Origin of the sequence: Marinomonas atlantica (genome assembly GCF_001639725.1) — a bacterium.
GTDB classification, from domain to species: domain Bacteria; phylum Pseudomonadota; class Gammaproteobacteria; order Pseudomonadales; family Marinomonadaceae; genus Marinomonas; species Marinomonas atlantica.
Genome location: NZ_LTAW01000001.1, coordinates 145947 through 166703, shown reverse-complemented (window position 1 = coordinate 166703; position 20757 = coordinate 145947). Strand labels below are relative to the sequence as shown.

General features: G+C 47.4%; 20 protein-coding genes. 6 read left to right on the top strand and 14 right to left on the bottom strand.

Translation table 11 applies throughout. The features are described from left to right. Nucleotides 1–2: 2 nt before the first annotated feature. From urtD to AYW75_RS00725, 6 genes are all read right to left on the bottom strand, one after another. Nucleotides 3–857 (bottom strand): urea ABC transporter ATP-binding protein UrtD, encoded by an 855-nt coding sequence (gene urtD / locus AYW75_RS00750; protein WP_067035078.1) that lies wholly within the window; start codon nucleotides 855–857, stop codon nucleotides 3–5. Beyond that, on the bottom strand, nucleotides 854–1987 hold the full coding sequence (urtC, locus tag AYW75_RS00745; protein WP_067035081.1) for an urea ABC transporter permease subunit UrtC: 1134 nt from the start codon (nucleotides 1985–1987) through the stop codon (nucleotides 854–856). Before urtC ends, urtD begins: the two co-directional genes overlap by 4 nt. Further along, complete coding sequence (urtB, locus tag AYW75_RS00740) at nucleotides 1984–3537, bottom strand: urea ABC transporter permease subunit UrtB (RefSeq protein WP_067093996.1); 1554 nt, start codon at nucleotides 3535–3537, stop codon at nucleotides 1984–1986. Before urtB ends, urtC begins: the two co-directional genes overlap by 4 nt. Nucleotides 3538–3672: 135 nt before the next feature. Then, on the bottom strand, nucleotides 3673–4956 hold the full coding sequence (gene urtA, locus AYW75_RS00735) for an urea ABC transporter substrate-binding protein (protein WP_067035086.1): 1284 nt from the start codon (nucleotides 4954–4956) through the stop codon (nucleotides 3673–3675). A 261-nt stretch (nucleotides 4957–5217) separates the two neighbouring features. After that, on the bottom strand, nucleotides 5218–5553 hold the full coding sequence (locus AYW75_RS00730) for a zinc ribbon domain-containing protein YjdM (protein WP_067035089.1): 336 nt from the start codon (nucleotides 5551–5553) through the stop codon (nucleotides 5218–5220). A gap of 84 nt (nucleotides 5554–5637) precedes the next feature. Beyond that, entirely contained in the window at nucleotides 5638–5826 is a 189-nt protein-coding gene (locus tag AYW75_RS00725; protein ID WP_067093993.1) for a CopG family transcriptional regulator, read from the bottom strand. A gap of 268 nt (nucleotides 5827–6094) precedes the next feature. Between AYW75_RS00725 and AYW75_RS00720 the strand changes: the two genes are divergently transcribed. The 3 genes from AYW75_RS00720 (at nucleotide 6095) to map (ending at nucleotide 8219) form a co-directional block, all read left to right on the top strand. After that, the gene (locus tag AYW75_RS00720; RefSeq protein WP_067093990.1) at nucleotides 6095–7126 is read left to right on the top strand and encodes a CobW family GTP-binding protein; all 1032 of its coding nucleotides are present in this window, start codon (nucleotides 6095–6097) and stop codon (nucleotides 7124–7126) included. Between the two features lie 98 nt (nucleotides 7127–7224). After that, nucleotides 7225–7446 (top strand): ParD-like family protein, encoded by a 222-nt coding sequence (locus tag AYW75_RS00715; protein ID WP_067093987.1) that lies wholly within the window; start codon nucleotides 7225–7227, stop codon nucleotides 7444–7446. Continuing rightward, entirely contained in the window at nucleotides 7443–8219 is a 777-nt protein-coding gene (gene map / locus AYW75_RS00710; protein ID WP_067093984.1) for a type I methionyl aminopeptidase, read from the top strand. Before AYW75_RS00715 ends, map begins: the two co-directional genes overlap by 4 nt. 155 nt (nucleotides 8220–8374) lie before the next feature. On the opposite strand, the gene AYW75_RS00705 is transcribed toward map, so the two are convergent. Further along, nucleotides 8375–9256: an EamA family transporter gene (locus tag AYW75_RS00705; protein ID WP_067093981.1), complete on the bottom strand. Its 882-nt coding sequence runs from the start codon at nucleotides 9254–9256 to the stop codon at nucleotides 8375–8377. A gap of 129 nt (nucleotides 9257–9385) precedes the next feature. Between AYW75_RS00705 and AYW75_RS00700 the strand changes: the two genes are divergently transcribed. Beyond that, complete coding sequence (locus tag AYW75_RS00700) at nucleotides 9386–10822, top strand: aminotransferase-like domain-containing protein (protein ID WP_231886116.1); 1437 nt, start codon at nucleotides 9386–9388, stop codon at nucleotides 10820–10822. 94 nt (nucleotides 10823–10916) lie between these two features. On the opposite strand, the gene AYW75_RS00695 is transcribed toward AYW75_RS00700, so the two are convergent. The 3 genes from AYW75_RS00695 to AYW75_RS00685 all read right to left on the bottom strand — a co-directional run bounded on the left by AYW75_RS00695 (nucleotide 10917) and on the right by AYW75_RS00685 (nucleotide 14035). After that, nucleotides 10917–12458, bottom strand: coding sequence for a tripartite tricarboxylate transporter permease (locus AYW75_RS00695; RefSeq protein WP_067093975.1), 1542 nt, complete (start codon nucleotides 12456–12458; stop codon nucleotides 10917–10919). Nucleotides 12459–12462: 4 nt separating this feature from the next. Then, nucleotides 12463–12936: a tripartite tricarboxylate transporter TctB family protein gene (locus AYW75_RS00690; protein WP_067093972.1), complete on the bottom strand. Its 474-nt coding sequence runs from the start codon at nucleotides 12934–12936 to the stop codon at nucleotides 12463–12465. Between the two features lie 115 nt (nucleotides 12937–13051). Next, complete coding sequence (locus AYW75_RS00685; protein WP_067093969.1) at nucleotides 13052–14035, bottom strand: tripartite tricarboxylate transporter substrate binding protein; 984 nt, start codon at nucleotides 14033–14035, stop codon at nucleotides 13052–13054. A gap of 198 nt (nucleotides 14036–14233) precedes the next feature. Here AYW75_RS00685 and AYW75_RS00680 point away from each other — a divergent pair, with 198 nt between their 5' ends. Together AYW75_RS00680 and AYW75_RS00675 are read left to right on the top strand one after the other, a co-directional pair. Then, nucleotides 14234–15883: an ATP-binding protein gene (locus AYW75_RS00680; protein ID WP_067093966.1), complete on the top strand. Its 1650-nt coding sequence runs from the start codon at nucleotides 14234–14236 to the stop codon at nucleotides 15881–15883. Then, the gene (locus AYW75_RS00675; protein WP_067093963.1) at nucleotides 15880–16575 is read left to right on the top strand and encodes a response regulator; all 696 of its coding nucleotides are present in this window, start codon (nucleotides 15880–15882) and stop codon (nucleotides 16573–16575) included. Before AYW75_RS00680 ends, AYW75_RS00675 begins: the two co-directional genes overlap by 4 nt. 59 nt (nucleotides 16576–16634) lie before the next feature. Here the strand turns inward: AYW75_RS00675 and AYW75_RS00670 are convergent, their stop codons facing one another. The 4 genes from AYW75_RS00670 to AYW75_RS00655 all read right to left on the bottom strand — a co-directional run bounded on the left by AYW75_RS00670 (nucleotide 16635) and on the right by AYW75_RS00655 (nucleotide 20725). Further along, a complete protein-coding gene (locus AYW75_RS00670; protein WP_067093961.1) occupies nucleotides 16635–17231 on the bottom strand; it encodes a hypothetical protein in 597 nt (198 codons plus the stop codon). A 283-nt stretch (nucleotides 17232–17514) separates the two neighbouring features. After that, complete coding sequence (locus AYW75_RS00665) at nucleotides 17515–18627, bottom strand: helix-turn-helix domain-containing protein (protein WP_067093958.1); 1113 nt, start codon at nucleotides 18625–18627, stop codon at nucleotides 17515–17517. A gap of 256 nt (nucleotides 18628–18883) precedes the next feature. After that, nucleotides 18884–19441, bottom strand: coding sequence for a DUF3237 family protein (locus tag AYW75_RS00660; RefSeq protein WP_082856326.1), 558 nt, complete (start codon nucleotides 19439–19441; stop codon nucleotides 18884–18886). A 33-nt stretch (nucleotides 19442–19474) separates the two neighbouring features. Further along, nucleotides 19475–20725 (bottom strand): serine hydrolase domain-containing protein, encoded by a 1251-nt coding sequence (locus AYW75_RS00655; RefSeq protein WP_067093955.1) that lies wholly within the window; start codon nucleotides 20723–20725, stop codon nucleotides 19475–19477. Between the last annotated feature and the right edge of the window lie 32 nt (nucleotides 20726–20757).

The following is a 20757-nucleotide window of genomic DNA, read 5'->3' as shown; positions in this document are numbered from 1 at the left end:
GGCTACGCCTCCGCTGCTTCTTCGCCGAGGTACACCTCGATCACGTCTTTATTATTCTGAATCTGGTCCATGGTTCCTTCAGCGAGCACAGACCCCTGATGAAGCACCGTTACGGTGCGCGCAATACTGCGCACAAATTCCATATCGTGTTCCACGACAATTACGGTGCGCTCTCCTGCTAACGAGGTCAGAAGCTCTGCTGTGCGCTCCGTCTCTTGTGCCGTCATACCCGCAACAGGCTCATCGATAAGCAACAAACGTGGATCCGCTGCCAATAGCATGCCAATTTCTAACCACTGTTTTTGTCCATGGGATAAGGCACCCGCTTTCATAAAACGATGTTTCTTTAGACCAATGATGGCCAACACTTCGTCAATGCGATCGATTTCGCTTGGCGACAACCTTGCAAACAAGGTTTGGATCACACGCTTGTCGGTTTTCAATGACAGCTCTAAATTGTCAAACACAGTTTGCTCTTCAAATACCGTTGGCTTCTGGAACTTTCGACCGATGCCCAGCTGAGCAATGTCGGCTTCATCCTTGGTTAGCAAATTATGAGTTTGGCCAAAGTACACAGAGCCCGCATCAGGCTTAGATTTACCGGTAATTACATCCATTAAAGTGGTTTTACCAGCGCCATTGGCACCAATTAAACAGCGCAGCTCGCCGTCATTTACGTACAAGTTCAGGTCATTTAACGCCTTAAAGCCGTCAAAACTTAGGTTTAAGCCTTCAACATAGAGAATCATTTGATTCGATACGTCGACCTTACTTTGCTTGTCTATTAGAAAAGGCCAGACTTGATCTCGACGAAACGTCTCACGTAAACCTTGCAATGAATTTTCTAACGCACTCATGATTGCACCTCCTGTTCAGCACTTTGACGACGCTTCGATTGCAACTGGCCGTAAAGCCCCATCAAACCTTTCGGTAAGAACAACGTCACAAGGACAAACAGTGCTCCCAAGGCGAACAGCCAACCATCTGGCATGATCGCGGTAAAACGCGTCTTGGCATAGTTCACCAGCAACGCTCCAATGATTGCGCCGATCAGTGTGCCGCGGCCGCCGACGGCCACCCAAATGACAATCTCAATCGAGTTAATTGGGGAAAATTCACCTGGGTTGATAATGCCGACCTGTGGCACATACAGCGCCCCAGCGACCCCAGCAATCACTGCGGAATAGACAAATAACCATACTTTGTAGCGCTCGGTACGGTAGCCGATAAAGCGCGTACGCGGCTCGGCATCACGTACCGCCAACGTCACCTTACCCAAACGAGATGATAGGATTCGCTGGCTCGCCAGTAACACCAGAGACAAGATCACAGCGGTGGCAATAAACAGCGACACACGGGTGCTGTCAGCTTGTAAATCAAAGCCAAGGATTTCTTTGAAGTCAGTTAAACCATTGTTGCCACCAAAGCCCATTTCGTTGCGGAAGAAAGCCAGCAATAACGCATAGGTCAGCGCCTGTGTCATGATCGACAAATACACCCCCGTCACACGGGAACGAAACGCCAACCAACCAAACACAAATGCCAGCAACCCAGGCACGACCACCGCCATAACCATGGCAAACCAAAACTGATCCATGCCCAGCCAAAACCACGGCAGCTCTTGCCAGTCTAAAAACACCATAAAGTCCGGTAACTCTGGGTGACCATAGACACCGCGGTCACCTATTTGGCGCATTAAATACATGCCCATGGCGTAGCCACCCAGCGCAAAGAATGCGCCATGCCCGAGACTCAAAATGCCGCAGTAGCCCCAAATGATGTCCACCGCCAACGCCAACATGGCGTAACACAAATACTTGCCTAACAAGGTGATGCTGTAGGTGCTGACATACAGTGCGGAATCTTGTGGCAACAACAGATTGGCGGCAGACGCCAACACCGTTACGCCAAGTAACAGGATCACAAACGGCAGCGTGTATTTGCCTGACGAGCGTCCTTCGGTAAACCAATTGATTAGTTTGCTCATTCTGCTGCCCTCCCTTTTTGTGGGAACAGTCCTTTAGGACGCTTCTGAATAAAGAGGATGATGAAGACCAAGACGAAAATGGCGGCCAGTACCGCCCCAGTCGTTGGCTCTAGGAATTTGTTGGCAATGCCCAAGGTAAATGCGGCCACCAAGGTACCCAGTAAGTTACCGACACCGCCGAAAACCACCACCATGAAGGAGTCAATAATGTAAGCTTGGCCTAGGTTTGGCCCGACGTTGGTCAGCTGTGATAAAGCTACCCCTGCGATCCCAGCTATGCCGGAACCTAAGCCAAAGGTCATCGCATCCACCCATTCGGTTTTCACACCCATGGCTTTGGCCATACTACGGTTTTGCGACACCGCTCGGACATTCAGCCCTAGAGAGCTTTTCTTAAGAATCATCACCAGTGCGAAAAAGACCAGCAAGGCAAACGCCAAGATGTATAAACGGTTTAGCGTTAGAGATAACACAGGGTTAATCTCCCACGAGCCGCTCATCCAGCTCGGTGTGGATACTTGACGGTTCAACGGTGAAAAGATGGTACGTACCAGCTGCTGTAAAATCAGACTGATACCGAAGGTCGCCAGCAGCGTTTCCAAAGGTCGCCCATGCAAACGACAAATGACTAAACGTTCAATCACTACGCCCATTAATCCTGAAACGAGAAAGGCGGCTGGAATCGCCACCCAAATTGAGTAGTCGATGTAATTTGGCATCAATAGCTGCACCACATACGTCGTGTACGCGCCTAGCATGATCATTTCGCCATGGGCCATATTGATGACGCCCATCACACCAAAAGTAATTGCTAACCCAATCGACGCAAGCAACAGCACCGAGCCAAGGCTCAAGCCAAAGAACAGCTGATCCACCAACGCATAACGCTCTACTTGTCGATTAATACTCACTAATGCTTGCGTCGCTGCGCTACTGAGCACAGGGTTGTCGCTGCGTTCTAAAGAAAGCAGCACATTACGAACATCGTTTTCTAAGCTATCACCTAACACGTCAATGGCCGCTAGGCGCGCACTTTGACTGCTGTTTTGATCTTGTGCAGTGTAGATCGATAACGCCGTTTGCATCATTGACCTTACATCACTGTTCGGCTCAGTCGGGTAAATGCGCTCCAAGGTTGCAAACGTCTCTCCGTCAATGTCTGCCAACAATGCGCGCACCGCACTTTCACGCACACCGGCATCGCGGGATGTCAGTTGTATGCGAGCGATCACGCCGCGGAGTAATCCACGTAGCTTATTGTTTACTTTAATCTTGCGCACCTGCTTGCTGGTTAATCCCGCAATGGTCGCTTGAGTGTAAGGGTCTTGATAAGTGTCTACACCGTTAACGTCGACTTCAACGACTAGAGTGTTGTCGTCACGGATGTAATGTAGATCTCCGGCAAGCCACGCACGAAACACAGGTAATAGGGATTCATCCCCCGTTGCTTCAAGCTGCTGCACCATGGCCGGCATCTTCGATAATTTGGTTTGCGTCAGTTGCTGTAACAACGCATCTGTCTCGGCACTCGCCGCCAACGCAGGCGTCATACAGGCGGATAAAAAGAGACAGAGTGAGAGAAAGAGTTTCACAAGAATTCTCCAGGATTGATCAGAAGTGGCGTGAGGAAAGGGCTCCCAGAATCTTCTCTGGGAGCCAAGCTTTAACCCTGGGATGCGGTTAAATTAGTAGTTCTGACCAGAACACGATTTAGTTTTCGTGTTGTAATTGCCACACTTGATTGGAGCAGTCCAATCGGCAATCAAATCTTTTGAACCCGGTAGGAAATCAGACCAAGCATCACCTGGGACCACACCGTCCGTTTCCCATACGGTCTCGAACTGTCCATCGTCTTGGATTTCGCCAATCAAGACAGGTTTACTCAAATGGTGGTTCTTGTTCATCACGGCAATACCGCCAGTTAAGTTTGGTGTCTCTTGACCGATCATTGCTTGCTCAACTTCATCGACATCGGTTGTGCCAGCTTCGGTAACGGCATTGGCCCACATGTTAAAACCAATATAGGTTGCTTCCATTGGGTCATTACTTACGCGCTCTGGGTTCTTAGTGAACGCTTGCCATTTGGTGATGAACGCTTCGTTGGCATCGGTTTCAACACTTTGAAAGTAGTTCCAAGCGGCTAAATGACCCACCAATGGTTCAGTATCCAGACCGGACAACTCTTCTTCACCAACAGAAAAGGCGACAACAGGGATGTCTTCTGAAGAAATACCTTGGTTACCTAGCTCTTTGTAGAAGGGCACGTTGGCATCACCATTGATCGTTGATACCACAGCGGTTTTCTTACCTGCGCTACCGAACTTCGCAATGTCAGAGACGATCGACTGCCAGTCAGAATGGCCAAATGGCGTGTAGTTGATCATGATGTCTTCTTCCGCCACACCCATATCTTTAAGGTAGGCTTCTAAGATTTTGTTGGTGGTGCGTGGGTAAACATAATCCGTCCCCGCAAGCACCCAACGTTCAACCCCAAGCTCGTCTTTTAAGTAATTCACCGCGGGGATCGCTTGCTGATTTGGCGCAGCGCCTGTGTAGAAAACGTTTTTAGACGACTCCTCTCCCTCGTATTGTACTGGGTAGAACATCAAGCCATTTAACTCTTCAATGACCGGTAGCACTGACTTTCGCGACACTGATGTCCAGCCACCAAAGATCACATCCACGTCTTCTTCGGTGATCAGCTCACGGGCTTTCTCTGCAAATAAAGGCCAGTTTGATGCAGGGTCAACCACCACGGCTTCAAGCTTTTTGCCCAGTAGGCCGCCTTTTTTGTTTTGTTCTTCTACCATCATCAGCACGGTATCTTTTAGCGTCGTTTCGGATATCGCCATGGTGCCTGACAGCGAATGCAACACACCAACTTTGATGGTATCTGCCGCCATAGAAGGCAGCGCGATGAGCGTTGCACCAGAGAGTGCAATGGCAGAAGCAAGCGTCTTAAGTTTCATGATTGGAGTCGTCCTTTGTGATGTTTGTTGGATTGTCCGATCAAGAGTGCTCGGCTCTGCGGCCATGCTTGTCTTAATCAGTGCATTCAGTATCCAAAAAATCACGACAACGCGGTATGCGCCAAACACACTATAGGTATACGTCATTTGACGTATACAACAACTCAAACGACCTTTGACCCGCTTGCTAGGGCACTTAAACAGCAGGCATAAAAAAGGCCCCTATTTCTAGGAGCCTTCTTAAGTCCGATTAGCGTTGTATTACGCTTTCTTAACGAACTGGGATTTCAGCATCATGTCGCCAGCGCCGTCCACTTTACAGTCGATGTCGTGGTCGCCATCAACGAAGCGTTTGATCGTTGCTTTCGTACCAACTTTAAGCACCTGTGAAGAGCCTTTTACTTTCAGGTCTTTGATTAAAGTGACTTTGTCGCCTTCGGCTAGTAGGTTGCCGTTTGAGTCTTTCAGGATGATCGCATCTTCGTCAACGACTTCTTCGTTTGGATTCCACTCGTGGGCACATTCAGGGCAGATCAACAATGGCTGATCTTCGTAAACGTACTCAGAACCACATTTAGGACATTCTGGAAGACTCATACTTCAATAACCTCAATAAGAATAGGGAATAATGTGCGCTGCATTATAACGCAATGACAATAACATGATAATGTTTTTACGACGTTAACCTTTCTTCGATTCGTCTTCTAGCGTTTCGTTTAGGTAATCCACGTCGTGATCTTCTAAATAACCACGCATCAACTGACGTACCACTTGGGATGGTGTTAAGTCTTGCGACGCGCACAGCTTCTCGAACGCCTTTTTCTTACGCGGGTCGAGCAATACAGTAAAACGGGCAGTTTTGCTTTCCATTAGGCAGCCTTAAACGTTCAATTATTATCATTTGATTATAATGATTGAGACGAGGTAAAGCGACTGATTCTATAGCGGAGAGTTTGAAGAGTAAGATATGAATCGCTAAAGTGGCGTTTTAGGTGAAGAACTCGTAACGGAGTTCTATCAGAATAGGCGTCATAGTCTAGGTCGTCATAATGATCTATTTAGCTATCATTTTTCTATACTGTGATGACCACATTTAATAGTTATAATATAACATATTTTCCAACATCAAAGAGCAACTATGAACGAGCAACCCAAAGCCATCCCGACCAACATCATCTCTGGTTTTCTTGGTGTCGGTAAAACCACAGCCATTAATGCACTCTTGGCAAACAAACCGGACGGCGAGTCTTGGGCGGTGCTGGTCAATGAATTTGGTCAAGTCGGTATCGACCAAGAAATGATGCCCACTGAAGAAGGCCTGTTCGTAAAAGAAATGGCCGGCGGCTGTATCTGCTGTGCCTTAGGTGCCTCTCTGACCCCAACGTTAAAAGCGTTAATCGAACACGCCAATCCAGACCGTTTGATCATCGAGCCTACCGGCATCGGCCACCCTGAAGGCATCATCGACACACTGATGGGACCTGCTTTTAAAGACAAACTCGATCTACGCGCCACGGTTTGCATATTAGACCCGCGTTCACTGCAACTCGAAGAAGTAGTCAACAATGAAACATTCCATGACCAGCTTAACCTTGCTGACGTTGTCATGATCAATAAATGTGACATTGCGGAAACGGACCTGATCGAGCTAGCTGAAACCAGTTTGAGCAATATGTTTCCACCCAAGCAGCACATCGCCCGCACTACCAAAGGCGTGATTGACCCATTCCTGCTCGACCTAGTACGCAATGGCCAATTGAAAGCCCAATTTCCGGAAGCACACCATCATGATCACGGTCATGAGCATCATCACCACGACCATCACCCAGCTCAGGAAACCACGCCAGAGGCCGTCGCGGAACCGAACCAACCGATACGCAAAACAGGTAACGGCAGTGGTTTATTTAGCTGCGGCTGGATCTTTCACCGCGACGACTGCTTCGACTTCTGGGCTCTGGAAAAAATCCTAACAGAACTGGACGACATTGAACGTATCAAAGGCGTGATCCGCATCGGCCATGCATGGGTGTTCTTTAACCGCGTAAAAGACGAACACGACTTCGACAAAGTGGCCTACCGCCGGGATTCACGCATCGAAATCATCAGCTCTAAAGAACTGGATTGGGAGCAACTCGAAAAAGCCATGCTGGCTTGTCAGAGTCAGGAGTAACTTCCCCAAGCCATCGCACTGTGGCCTTAACTTTCGCTTTTTTCTATCAGACAAATCCTATACTATGAACCATATACATTTTATATATGGTTCATAGTATGGGAATTATCAAAATTTCAGATCAAGTACACGATGATGTGCGCCGCTCAGCGACCGTCATGTCACGCTCTATTAATGCGCAAGCTGAGTTCTGGATCAAGATGGGACGTCTTGCTGAACGCAACCCAACACTGAGTTTCGCTGAAATCATTCAAATGGAACTGGATAAAGCAGATCTTGCTGAAGGTGAACAAGATGATACCGTGCAGGCCATCGCATGACTGATGCAGTTTTCATCAAAACACCCGACGAAATCGAATTAATGCGGGAAGCGGGACGCTTGCTAGCACAGGTGTTTAAGCACCTGGATACCTTCGTTAAAGAAGACGTCACCACCATGGCAATCAACGACGAAGTCGAACGTTATATTCGTCATGAGCTCAATGCACGCCCAGCCAGCCTAGGGCAATACGATTACCCGTACGTGTTGAATGCGTCCGTCAACGAAGTCGTCTGCCATGGTCTACCCAAAGAGCATTACGCCCTGCACCCTAGGGATACCATCAATCTGGACATCACGTTGGAAAAGAACGGTTTTATCGCCGACTCCAGCAAGATGTACGTGATGCCCAATGCAGGACCAGAGGCACGTCGCTTGGTCAAAGCCACCTATGAAGCTATGTGGCAAGGCATTAAACAGGTCAAGCCTGGGGCCACACTGGGGGACATTGGTCACGCCATCGCCAGCCATGCTCACGCCCATCAATACAGCGTAGTGCAGGAATACTGTGGTCACGGCATCGGGCGCGAAATGCACGAAGCTCCACAAGTCATGCACATGGGTCGTCCAGGCCAAGGGTTAGCGCTTCAAGCCGGCATGACCTTTACGATTGAACCCATGATCAATCAAGGCCGCGCCAAGACCAAAACCAAGAAAGACGGTTGGACGGTAGTGACCGCCGATCGCAAGTTATCAGCCCAGTGGGAACATACAATTTTGGTGACAGAATCGGGCTATGAAGTGCTGACACTGCGTGAAGAAGAGCGAGTATGAACATAGCAGAACCCTCTTTGTAGGCGATGTTCCATGCCATTCAATTGGCTTGCGCATTGTCTTGCTTCGTTCCTCAGCATCGACGCGTCAGCACCAATCAAACGCATGGAACAGAGCTTAAGTTTAACGAATGTAATGGATCTACTCCTCTCCTATTAACTGACCTTCGCGATCTCGGTTCTTGCTGGTAACTTAATTTCGCTTACGGCGACACCCAACAAGATCACCACTGCCGCGATGGCTTGTACCACATCAAGGCTTTCTCCGAAGAAGATATAGCCGCCGATGAGGGCAAATACAGGTACCAGCAGTGTCATGGGGGCGACGCTGGAGACGGAGTATTTGACGATCATTTTGTTCCAGAACCAGTAACCTAAAAGCGTGGTTGGGTACGCTTGGAAGGCGGCCGAGAACAGTACCGAGCCGTTGATGTCGGCAATAGATTGCATCACGGATGCAGGGCCGCTGACGATCAATGCCAGTAACAACAATGGGATCGGTGCGAACGCCATGCCCCAGATATTAAACGCAAAGACTTCGCGTGTTCCGGAGCGTTTCACGATTAAGCCATTGATGCTCCAAAATACTGAGGCACTCAATACCAGCGCCAACCCCAGCGGTGTGACGGTGCCGTCTTGGTGCCAGATAATCAGGCCAAGTCCTAGCAAGGCCAACAGCGAGCCAAGCACTTTGCTGACAGTGACGTGTTCTTTGAGTAAGTAACGACCCACTAACAAGCTACTGATGACGCTCATGTCTAATAATAACGAGGCCAAACCGCCGCTCAGTCCTGCGCCAACGGACAATGTGGTCAGACCCCAAACACCAACTCCGAAGGTCAACCCATAGGTCATTAAGTAACGCCATGGCACATTGGGGCGGCGTACGAAGAAGATCAATGGTAAGACCGCTAAGCTAAAGCGTAATGCTGTTAATAAAAATGGATCGATGTTGTTCACACCGAGCTTAATCACACTGAAGTTAAAGCCCCAAAGCGCCATCAGCAGCACCAGTAACAGGCTATCTTGTCGAGTCATATCCTTGTCCTCTTTGCAGGTTGGTAAGCACTTAGTATGCCGACAGACTTGCAAAGAGATCAGATTCAATTTTTAATAAAAATAAGAGTACAATTTTAGAAAATCGATTGATGACATGAACAGGTAAGCATGATGACACTGTACGAATCGTTAGCTCAAACCTTTATTGATGACATTGTAAGTGAGCGCTTACCTATTGGCTCTCGTCTGCCTGCTTTGCGTCAGCTTGCGCAACAGCAAGGCGTTAGCCTAACGACCGCGGGTAAAGCCTACGACTACTTACAGGATGGTGGCTGGATTTATGCACGCCCGCAGGCCGGCTATTTTGTTGCCAGTCGCAGCGAAGTCGCCGAGTTCCCCACACTCAAACACCCCCGTTTAACATCACGAGACCCCCGTCAATTCGCCCCCAAACAAGGCTATAACTCAGGATTAACGGGCTTTACACCGCTCGGAACTTCGTTGCTCGCGCCAGCTTTATTACCAGAAGTCGAACTCAGCCGTACCATTAAGCGCGTGACACGTCGTGCCAGCCAAACAATTTTCAGTTATCCCGAATTACAAGGTGTGGCCAGTTTACGCCTAGCTTTGTCGGAGCACTTCTTAGACAGCCATTTTGCGTTTTCTGCGCAGGAGTTAGTAATCACTAACTCCTGCTTGGATTCAGTACGCATCGCTTTGGAATGTCTAACCAACGCAGGCGATACCATCGCCGTATGCTCGCCCTGTTTCAGTGGTTTGCTGGATCTTTTGACCACGTTAAAGAGACGTATTATTGAAATCCCCGTGACGCATGAAGGCATCGACCTTGCCGCACTCGAAACGTGTTTTTCCGAGCGAAAAGTCACCGCAGCCCTACTCAGCACTACACATTTAAACCCGCTTGGTATCACGCTGCCAACAGAGCAAAAGCAAGCCATCGCGCAGCTAGCCGCGCAATATCAGATGCCGATTATTGAGGACGATGTCTACTTTGAGTTAAGTCACCACAAGGACAAGCCGCTGCCGGCAAAGTATTGGGATAAGGAAGGTTACATTTTGTGGTGCAGTTCGATTTCCAAGACATTGGCACCGGGCCTGAGATTGGGTTGGTGTTTACCCGGCCGCTACTTTGAGCCATTCTTACATCACCACAGCCAAACCAGCATGGGCGTAAACAGCCTTGTGCAGGCGTGCATTGCTGAGTTTATCTTGTGTGGAGACTACCGCCGCCATATCCATCAGGTTCGTCCAGTGCTGCAGCATCAGATCAATCAGTATCGACAGTTTCTGAGTGAGCATTTACCCAAAGAAGCTCAAATCAGCGCCCCGCAAGGAGGGATCGTACTTTGGTTACGTATTCCAATGTTGAACAGTCATGATCTGGTACAACAAGCCGAGACTCACGGTATCGACTTTCGCCAAGGCCAATGTTTCAGCACCCATCCTGACTACAATGATTGCCTACGGATTAACTGTGGCTGGCCGCTCTATCTTGAGATAGATAATCAATCTGCAGCATCGCAACTCAAGCATCTTTGCGAATTGATTGTTAAGCAAACCAACTCTTTTACTGCAACGGCCTAATGAAGAAGCCTTGGCGATGCTTTAGCAATTTCTAGGAACAAAAAAAGCCAGCGTTAAGCTGGCTTTGTTTTTCTAGGGCTAGTTATAGTGTGAACTAGCCACCTTCCCCTTTATTCACAGCCTCTTCCATGCCTCGTTTGGCTCTTGATTCAAACAGTTTGCTGATCAAAGGCATAATTAACAAGATGAAAGCAATCACAATGATCGTTAACGTAAGTGGACGTTCCCAGATGAAGTCTAAGCTACCATCAGACATGACCAATGAACGACTTAGGTTTTGTTCCATGATGCCGCCCAGTATGTAACCTAGCAACATCGGTGCCATTGGGAATTCAAGCAGTTTTAAGAACAATGCAATCACGGTAATAAACACCATCATTTGAATATCAAAGGTATTAAAACTCACCAAATAAACGCCCGTGACCGAGAAGAATAAGATCAACGGAATCAGTATTTGACGTGGAATCGCTAACAATCGTGAGATGTATGGGATCAGAGGTAAGTTCAGGATCAACAGTACCAAGTTACCGAAGTACATTGAAATGATTACAGACCAGAATACGTCTGGATTATCAACGAACAAACGTGGACCAGGCTGTACACCCGCCGCAATTAGCGCACCCAGCATGATTGCCGTCGTACCAGAGCCCGGAATACCCAAGGTAAGCAGTGGTACAAACGACCCTGTAGACGCTGCATTATTGGCTGTTTCTGGTGCTGCTAGACCACGTAATGCACCTTTACCAAACTTCAGCTTTTCTTTTGCTGACGCAAAGTTACGCTCCATACCATACGCTAAGAAAGACGCAATGGTCGCACCAGCACCCGGTAGTACACCGATGATGAAACCAAACACAGAAGATCGAGCGACGGTTGGCGCAACTTCTTTCACTTCTTCTTTGCTAAGCTTCATGCTGCCTAACGCAGCCATATCGATTTCAGGCTCTTCTTCCAAATGCTGACGTTTCATGATGGACATAATCACTTCTGTTAACGCGAAGGTCGCCATCGCCAACAATAAGAAACTCACACCATCTAATAGATCAATCGTGCCGAATGTAAAACGAGGCGCTCCGGTCATGGTGTCGATACCGACCGTCGAGATCATCAAACCGAAAACCACCATGATCATGGCCTTGATCACCTGACCTTTACCAGAAAATGCAGCGACCGCGGTCAAACCCATTACCATCAAGGCAAAGTAATCGCCTGACTGGAAACTCAATGACACTTTGGCCAGTGCTGGCGCGGCAAATAACAAAATGATGGCACCGATCGTACCGCCGGTGAACGAACAGTAAGCAGCCAATGCCAGCGCTTTACCCGCTTGGCCTTTTTGCGCTAATGGGTAGCCGTCAAACGACGTCACCACCGTACTGGCACAGCCGGGGGCATTAATCAAAATAGAGGATGTCGAACCACCAAACACCGCACCGTAATACACACCCGCCATCAAGATAATACCCGATGCTGGGTCAAGACCATACGTGATTGGTATCATCAGTGCGACCGCAGAAATCGGCCCAAGACCTGGTAACATACCGATGAACGTACCGGCGAAACAGCCGACTACCACCATCATTATATTAAATGGCATTATCGCTGTGCCAAGGCCTGTAAATATACCTTCTAACATTGTTTTACCCTCCGAACATCGTGGTAAATAAACGCCCAGGGGCTAGATAAATATCGAGTAACTGAGAGAGCGCAAACCAAATAAAGACGGCAAACGGAATCGATGCGATAAGCAATATTTTCACTCGACGCTCGCCCAACAGCCAATAACCACCAATCAAGAATAAAATGGTAGATAACAAGAACCCTACCCACTCCAGCGCAACACTGAAAAGGATAACCAGCACCAATAATTTGACCACGATTGGGAAGTCGTATCCTTTAAGGGATAAGCGATCACCTGGGTCACGGCTCGCGGTTAAGATCAAGGCAATCGACAGAATACCGCCTAAATAGGCTAATATATTGGGTAACGTTTGCGCATTGAAGGGTTGGTATTCATCACCAGGTAACATTGAAATGTCACCTGTGTAGTAACCATAGGCAGCAGACAGGCACAGAAATACCAAACCGCCAATATGATCCTTAGTAATAATCATTGGGCTCACCTTCGACGGTCCAGATGTCCGCCTATCTAGTATCATAGGAAATAAGGGGCTTCAAAGGGGGTAGAGTGTTTGAAGCCCCGAGAAAATCGCTACGAGCGTGCGATTCTTATCTTAGGAAACCAAGCTCACGCATTAGGTTACCTACAGAGACTTCTTGTGCTTCTAGGAAAGACACAAAGTCCTTACGTGGAACGAAGATTTCAGTCCAACCGTTACGGTCACGTACTGTTGCCCACTCTTCAGTTGCGTACATTTTTTCAAGCGCCGCTGCGTATTCGTCTGCTTCTGCGTCAGGTAGACCTGGCGCACCGAAGAAACCACGCCAGTTAACGAATGATGCATCGTAACCAAGTTCTTGTAGCGTCGGTACTTCAGGCGCTGTCACTGAACGAGTATCACCTGTGATGGCTAGAATACGAACTTCTCCCGCTTCCGCTAGAGCAATCGCTTCACTGAAACCTGTAGACAATACTTGTGCATCGCCAGATAGGATACCAGCCATCGCTTTACCACCTGCATCGTATGCTACGTATTTCAGTTTACGAGCATCGCCACCCGCAGCCTTAAAGGCCATCGCTGCGACTAAGTGGTCCATGCTACCACGAGCAGAGCCGCCCGCAATCGCAACAGAGCGAGGGTCTTCTTGGAAGTCAGCAACAACATCTTTGAATGTTTGGTATTTAGAGTCTTTTGGTACAACAAATGCGCCGTAGTCACCAATAACCGCGGCAACAGGCGTTAGGTCACGGAAAGATTGCGGGAATACTTTTGTCAAAGAACGAATCACGATAGGTGTAGAGTTCACCATTAACGTGTCGTGACTTTGATCTGCTTTTTCGATTAGGCTTGCGATTGCTTTACCGCCACCGCCGCCAGATAGGTTTTCGTATGAGGCGCTTTCAATCAAACCAGACTTGGTTAGGGCTTCACCCACACCACGAGCTGTACCGTCCCAACCGCCGCCGGCGCCGCCAGGGATAAGGAAATGGATTTCATCGACTTCTGCATAAGCATTGCCCATACACAGGGTAGACGCAATCGCAGCAGCTAATAAAGTAGATTTCTTACGAGCAAGAAGTTTGGAGATCATATTGTGCCTCATTTTTATATTTGTATTGAGAAAGCCAAATATAGTCACCAATTTCGCAAGAAAAAATATTATGCACTTAAAGGCTATATGGTCCTTTAAATGCATTTTGTTCATTAAGTTCACGCAAGCGTTTAAACGAACTGGGTTATCTTTGAAACAAACTTCGTTATCATAGAATAAAAAAAGAGCAACATTGATATGGCTAAAGGTTTACGTGGTTTAAAGCTGAAAACCCGCATGACCCTAATTCTCGGAATGATCGCGTTACTACAAACGGGTTTTGTGGGCGTGTTTGCTCTGAACTATCTAAGCGAATCATTGGAAGAGCAAGTCGCTGAGCGCGCACTCAATGTGGCCAAAACCATCGCCGCGATGCCAGAAATCATTAACGCAGTTGAGCAAGGCAACACCGAGTATTTACAACCCTTAAGCTTAAAGCTTGCAGACACCACTCACGCTCGGTTTGTCGTCATTGGTGATCGCCTTGGCATCCGTTTGGCTCACCCTACCCCGACGCGTATCGGCAAGCCGATGTACGATGATGAAGGTGACTTCAACGAACCTGCTTTATTAGAAGGTCTCCCCTATGTACGCAAAGCGATTGGCAGCTTAGGCGCGTCGATTCGTGGCAAAGCCCCTATTTTTGATCAAGCGGGTGAACATGTGGTCGGCATTGTGTCAGTGGGTTTTATGCTCGACACCGTCGATACCATCATTGCCCGGTATCGAACCACTTTATGGGGGGTGATCTTGTGTGCCTTTTTATTCAGTATTCTCACCGCGGTGTGGTTTTCCAATCATTTTAAGCGCGCTATTTTCGGACTGGAGCCTGAGCAAATTGGATTGTTATTTGAGGAACGCAACGCGACCCTTGAATCCATTCGTGAAGGTATTATATCGATCAACGCCGAAGGACTCATAACCACCTTTAACCAAGCAGCAGTCAATACGCTTAATCTGTCCGACAAGTCCCTATTATTGGGTAAGCCCATTCAAGATGTGCTACCCGACAGTCTACTCATTGAAGTTTTAAACGATGGCGAGCCACAATTCGACCAAGAGTTTTGGTTGGGAGATTTGTGTCTGATTACCAACCGATTACCCGTTCGACAAGATGGAAAAATAATTGGTGTGGTCTCAAGCTTTAGACCCAAAGATGAGCTCGATATGGTCAGCCGAAAACTCACCCGGATCAAGCAATATGCAGACAGTTTACGTAGCCAAACCCATGAATATTCAAACAAACTTCATACGATTGCAGGGCTAATCCAAATCGGCGCAACCAACGAAGCTTTGACCCTTATTGGTCAAGAAACGGCTAATCATCAAGCACTGATCAAGCTACTTGTGGCTGCCGTGCCCGATCCTATTTTGGCAGGTTGCTTATTAGGAAAGTATAATAGAGCCCATGAGCTTGGGCTCACCTTGAGCATTGATCCAGACAGTCATATGACTGACATTCCGTCCCGTATACCACGTGAGCACTTGGTTAGCATCATTGGCAACCTGCTGGATAACGCTTTTGAGGCGACTCTCGCACATCAAGGCACAAGCGGCGAAGTCAGTTTGACCATGACAGATTTAGGCAACGATCTAATCTTTGAAATTGAAGATCAAGGGGCTGGAGTACCTCTTGCTGAACAGGAGCGTATATTTGAAAAAGGCGTTTCTTCTAAGCAAGAGTCCGGGCATGGAATAGGACTACATTTAGTCTACAGCCTTCTCACTCGAATTGGTGGCTATGTCACAATTGACCCCGGCGATCAGGAAGGCAGCCGCTTTACTGTTTATATACCAAAACACACACCGTCTACCGATCCAGCAAAAACGATGGGAGAGAGTTCATGAGTTCTAACATACGCGTGGTTATCGCTGAAGATGACCCACAGATCGCAGAAATTCAAAAACGCTTTCTAGAGCGCATTGATGGGTTTGAACTGGTTGGCATTGCACATGGCCTCGACGAAGCCCGCGACCTGATTGACGTATTAAAGCCGGAACTGTTGTTGCTGGATGTGCACTTTCCAACAGGTACAGGGCTAGATCTACTGCGAGATATCCGTTCGGAAGACAGCTCAACCGATGTCATACTCATCACGGCCGCCCGCGAAACGGACACCCTAAGAGCGGCTTTACGTGGCGGCATCTTCGATTACATACTCAAACCCCTTGTATTCGAGCGTTTAAAAGAAGCTTTGACGAACTATGCCACACACCTTGCGAAGCTGCGTGCGATGGAAACCTTAGCACAAGTGGATGTCGACCAATTACTGCCGCGAAACGGCCAAGCTGCTCCAGCGCCGGCCGTACAACACCTTCCAAAAGGCATCGACTCGCTCACCCTAAACAAGGTTATTGAAGTGGTGAACGACACTAAAGCGTCGCTTAATGCAGAGGATATGGGCAAAGAAATCAACGCCAGTCGAACCACCGCACGCCGTTACCTTGAATATCTCGTCAGCCGCGGTGACCTAATTGCCGAAGTCAGCTACGGCAGTGTTGGGCGCCCAGAAAGACGTTATTTAAGCAAAGCTAAATAACACTGAGCGCCTAAGCGTAAAGCGAACAACACCGTCGTATGATAGGCCTGCTTTTAGGTTTAAGCGGCTTGCTGTGTCAGAGCAATACGGCGATATTGCAAGATAATTAATAGAATCAAGAAACCAACTGCTAAGCAGAACGGAAACAGGACTGTCGTCACAGAGTACGCCTCAAGAGCAATGACAGAACACACGTTCCGTAAGATCATAATGATGAAAAACACTCGACTGTCTTCAAAAGGTCGGTGGTAAGCTTTGCGGAAGGTTGGACCAAACCCAATCATATCAATGGTTGTCAGAATAACGACCGTCCATAATGGATCATTAGTAAGGTACCACAATGGCAAGGAGGCAAAGGCTGCAATTAAGAAACCCCAATCCATTCGTGTGATCGTTGCATCGCCTCGCTTTAAGTAGGCTAAGATCGCAATCAAAATAGTGACAAAGCCTGACAGCCCTATCGGCCAAGCACCAACACCGCCCTCGGCTTCCAACTGGGCAAAGAAAATAACCGTCGTAGTAATGCCCCAAATCACCCATGAAAACACGTGAGGCTTTACCTTTCCCCGAATGATCAAAGCAATGTAAGGCACAAAGCCAACCAAAGCCAAAGCAATGGCAATAACACTAAAAATAAGCTTTATATTGAATTCCATGTGCCCTCCTAACTCCCATTAACATCGTAAACCCGATTCTACCGAGTTCACTTTCAAACAGACGGACAATATACGCCAGATTTATATCAAATGTGGTCGTTTACTGGCCTGTCCTCTTAATGTCGGAGAAAGTGCAGCTGCCTGCTGATTAACAGGGCTAGATATTCGTTTAGCCAACAACTAAACAGGGGAATGGCGTCTTAAAGTCGTATCACAAGCCTAAAGACTTGGATCAGCAGCAATACTATGCACCTGAATACCACTGTCTATTTCAAATGGACGGCTATTGTATTGGGATGGATACTGACGAATACAGTTTACGAACCAACTCAGCCTGACGATTTATGCCCATTTTCGCAAACACACTTTTCAACTGAATGCGTGTCGTACCAATTGAGATACCCTTAATGTCAGCATACTCGGACAGCGTTAGCCCATCCGCCAAAGCCACGGCAATGTTCGCTTCCGCAGGGGTTAGGGAGAATAGTATTTGCACTTCTTTTGGATCGATTGACGTGGCGGATTGCATGTCTTTTAAATACACCAATGCATAAGGCAATGCGCCCTTATTATGGAAAGGCGTCAGCATAATTTCTAAGGCACTGGTGCATTCTTCTCTAACAACCAAAATGTGACGTTCAAAGCCGCTAGATTGCTCTGTGAGACGAGATAAGATATCTCGAAACGAGTGGTTAACACTGGTATTTAAAAAGCGTAAATGTTGATTGTGCAGTGTCATAACAGCACTGCTTCGAATCATTTTTTCAGCGGCTTGGCTTTCCCAGAGAACGCCGCCTTTTTCATCAATAAGCAACAGTCCCATGGAGATATGGTCAACAATACTCTCTAACAAATGCTGCTGACAGAGATTGTTTTTGAAAGCTTGTGATATTTCTAAAGCTTGCGATAGATGCGGAGCCAAAGCATATAAAAATTGCTCAATATCCGAATCATAAGGTTGGTCATCGTTACTATGTCGATGAGCAATGAGTGACAGCAAAGTATCATTCGGCAGCACGATATCAAGCATGATGGCTTTGCCAAGCCCAGCTAAAGCCAGTCGTTTTAGGAAGCCTCGAAAAACAGGGCAGTCCTCTTTAAACACATCAACATCGCGAACTACTTGTAGAGGCTGGTTTACTTCTATCAACAGCCTTGGGTTATCCGCATTGTTCACCCACTTGTCATGCAATGCTGAATGCTCAAGGGAAAAGGAATCGCGTGCTTCCCATTGCAGGTCAACGGTTCCACTGTATTGTTTTTTGATGACCTGTATCGCCACACTGGCGACGTTCATACGGGCTTTTACTTGATCCAGAACAGAAACCCAATGAGAAGGCGCTGTGATACAGCGATATATATCAGCAAAGAGCTGATTGTCTTCTTCGTATTGCATATCCACCCCGATTGATCAAACTTCGTACGGTTAGACTATTCCTTATGAACTTAAGAAACCAATACCCACTCCGAGGTATATATTTATAAGAATACCTTACACATTAAAACCAATAAGATCATTTTATAATTTCTTCTAATAATGATTGCAAACACCACTTTAAGTCGGTTTGAAATCCGCTCTATGAAGACATCAGCTATAAAAAAAGGCTTCTAAATAGAAGCCTTTTGGTTGCTCTTAAATGTATGCCCAATCGCTATTGCAAGATCTCGTACACTCGAACAATTACATAGCTTTCATCTTTTGCAGCAACTACCGTGCCGGCAAACTGCGACTGTTTAAGCCAACTGTATTTGCCATCGGGCGCAAGGAATGTTGGATTGGTCGCAATATACCATTCGTCAGCAGGTAGCTTAGGGTCATCACTCTTATTAACTGCCACACCACGGTTATCAATCACGATATTGACACCGTCATCAGTGGTAATGGAGTACAAAGCAAAAATCTCCCAAACACCGTCCGTTCGAGCTAACTGCCAATCTGCCCCACCCGGTTTTACTGTCGCTTTGAAGCCATTACGGCCTTGGAATTCACCCCCAGTAATGGGTGCAATACCACGCAAGCCTTTGGCGGTTTCACCCACTTCAATCCATTCACCTAAATCAACGATGCCTTCAAGCACCAATTCAAGCTCTGGGGTTTCTGCTTTAGGTAACGTATCTAAAGTAGGACGTACCACCTCTGCGGCAGCGTTAAAAGCCGTTACTGTCAGCGCCATCACACACCACAGTCTCAACACTTTAGAAATAGTCATAGTATGCCTCCGTTGTTGATACTTAAAGGTGCCTTAGTGAGTCTGCCAGTTAGAGACTTTATCAAAGAAAGTAAGCGTCTCTTCTTCTAGATCGAACATCTCTTCTTGTGGGAAGTAACTCAATTTCACAATCACGGTATCGGTATCTGGATCGATGTATACAAACTGCCCTTGCAGACCAATCGCTGAGAAGGCATTTGAATTAGGCATGGTCCACCACTGGTATCCATAGCCGCCCATTTTGTCATCTTCTGGTAAGACCGGATTGGTCGATTTTTTGATGTAATCTGCACTCACAATACGGTGACCATTAAATTCACCTTCGTTTAGCACCATCTGTCCAAAACGCGCCCAGTCACGCAACGTAGCGTTAAAACCAGCTCCGGTGAATTCACGGCCTACTCCTGGCTCTCCATCCATGATAAAGAAACCGTTTTGCTGCGCACCCATTGGTTCCCATAGTTTTTGAGCCGCATAAGAGGCGACATTAGTACCACCTAATACACGCTCTAACAGCCAACCCAATACAGCTGTATCGATGGTTTTATATTCGGAAACGGTGCCTGGCTCGTACTTACGTTCAAGGGAGGTGGAAGCATCCGCAAAGCGTGCCACATTTTTAACTAAGGCTAATATGTGGTTTTTAGCTGCAACGCCCGGATTAGCGAAATCATAACGTTCTTCGTAATCGACGCCAGACGTCATCTCTAGGACTTGGCGAATGGTAACGCCTGCGTAACCACTGTCAGAAAGCTCTGGAATGTAATCCGTAATCGGCTGATCTAACGATTCAATGCGTCCTTCTTCATGAGCAATGCCCACTAACACCGACGTAATGGATTTGGTCATTGACCAGCCCATGTGTCGAGTATCCGGACGCATATTATTAAGATAGTTCTCGTAGACAATTTTACCGTCTTTCATCACCAACAATGCGTTTGTATAGGTTCGATCTAGGAACTCATCAGCGCTATACGTCTCGCCGTTATACTCATAGGTTAAGTCCATCGGTTGTTCGGTTTTCACCAGCTTAGAAATATCGCCTGACCGTCCAACCTGTCGCGTATCAAATAATGTATCCATAGAGCGGAAGGAAAGAGAGTTAACGTCTCGGTCTAACATGTGCCAACGCAGCGTTTGCACGGCGACAGGAACATCTGATTCAGGACCAACATTTGCTACTAAAGGGTCAACAACATTGGCAGCGATGCTCTGTGTAGACGCTAGAGCACATGGAAGAAGGGAAACGAGGAGGACTTTTTTGAACGTTTTTATTGTCTTCATGAGAGTTCCTATTTGCTTTATGATTTTTAATT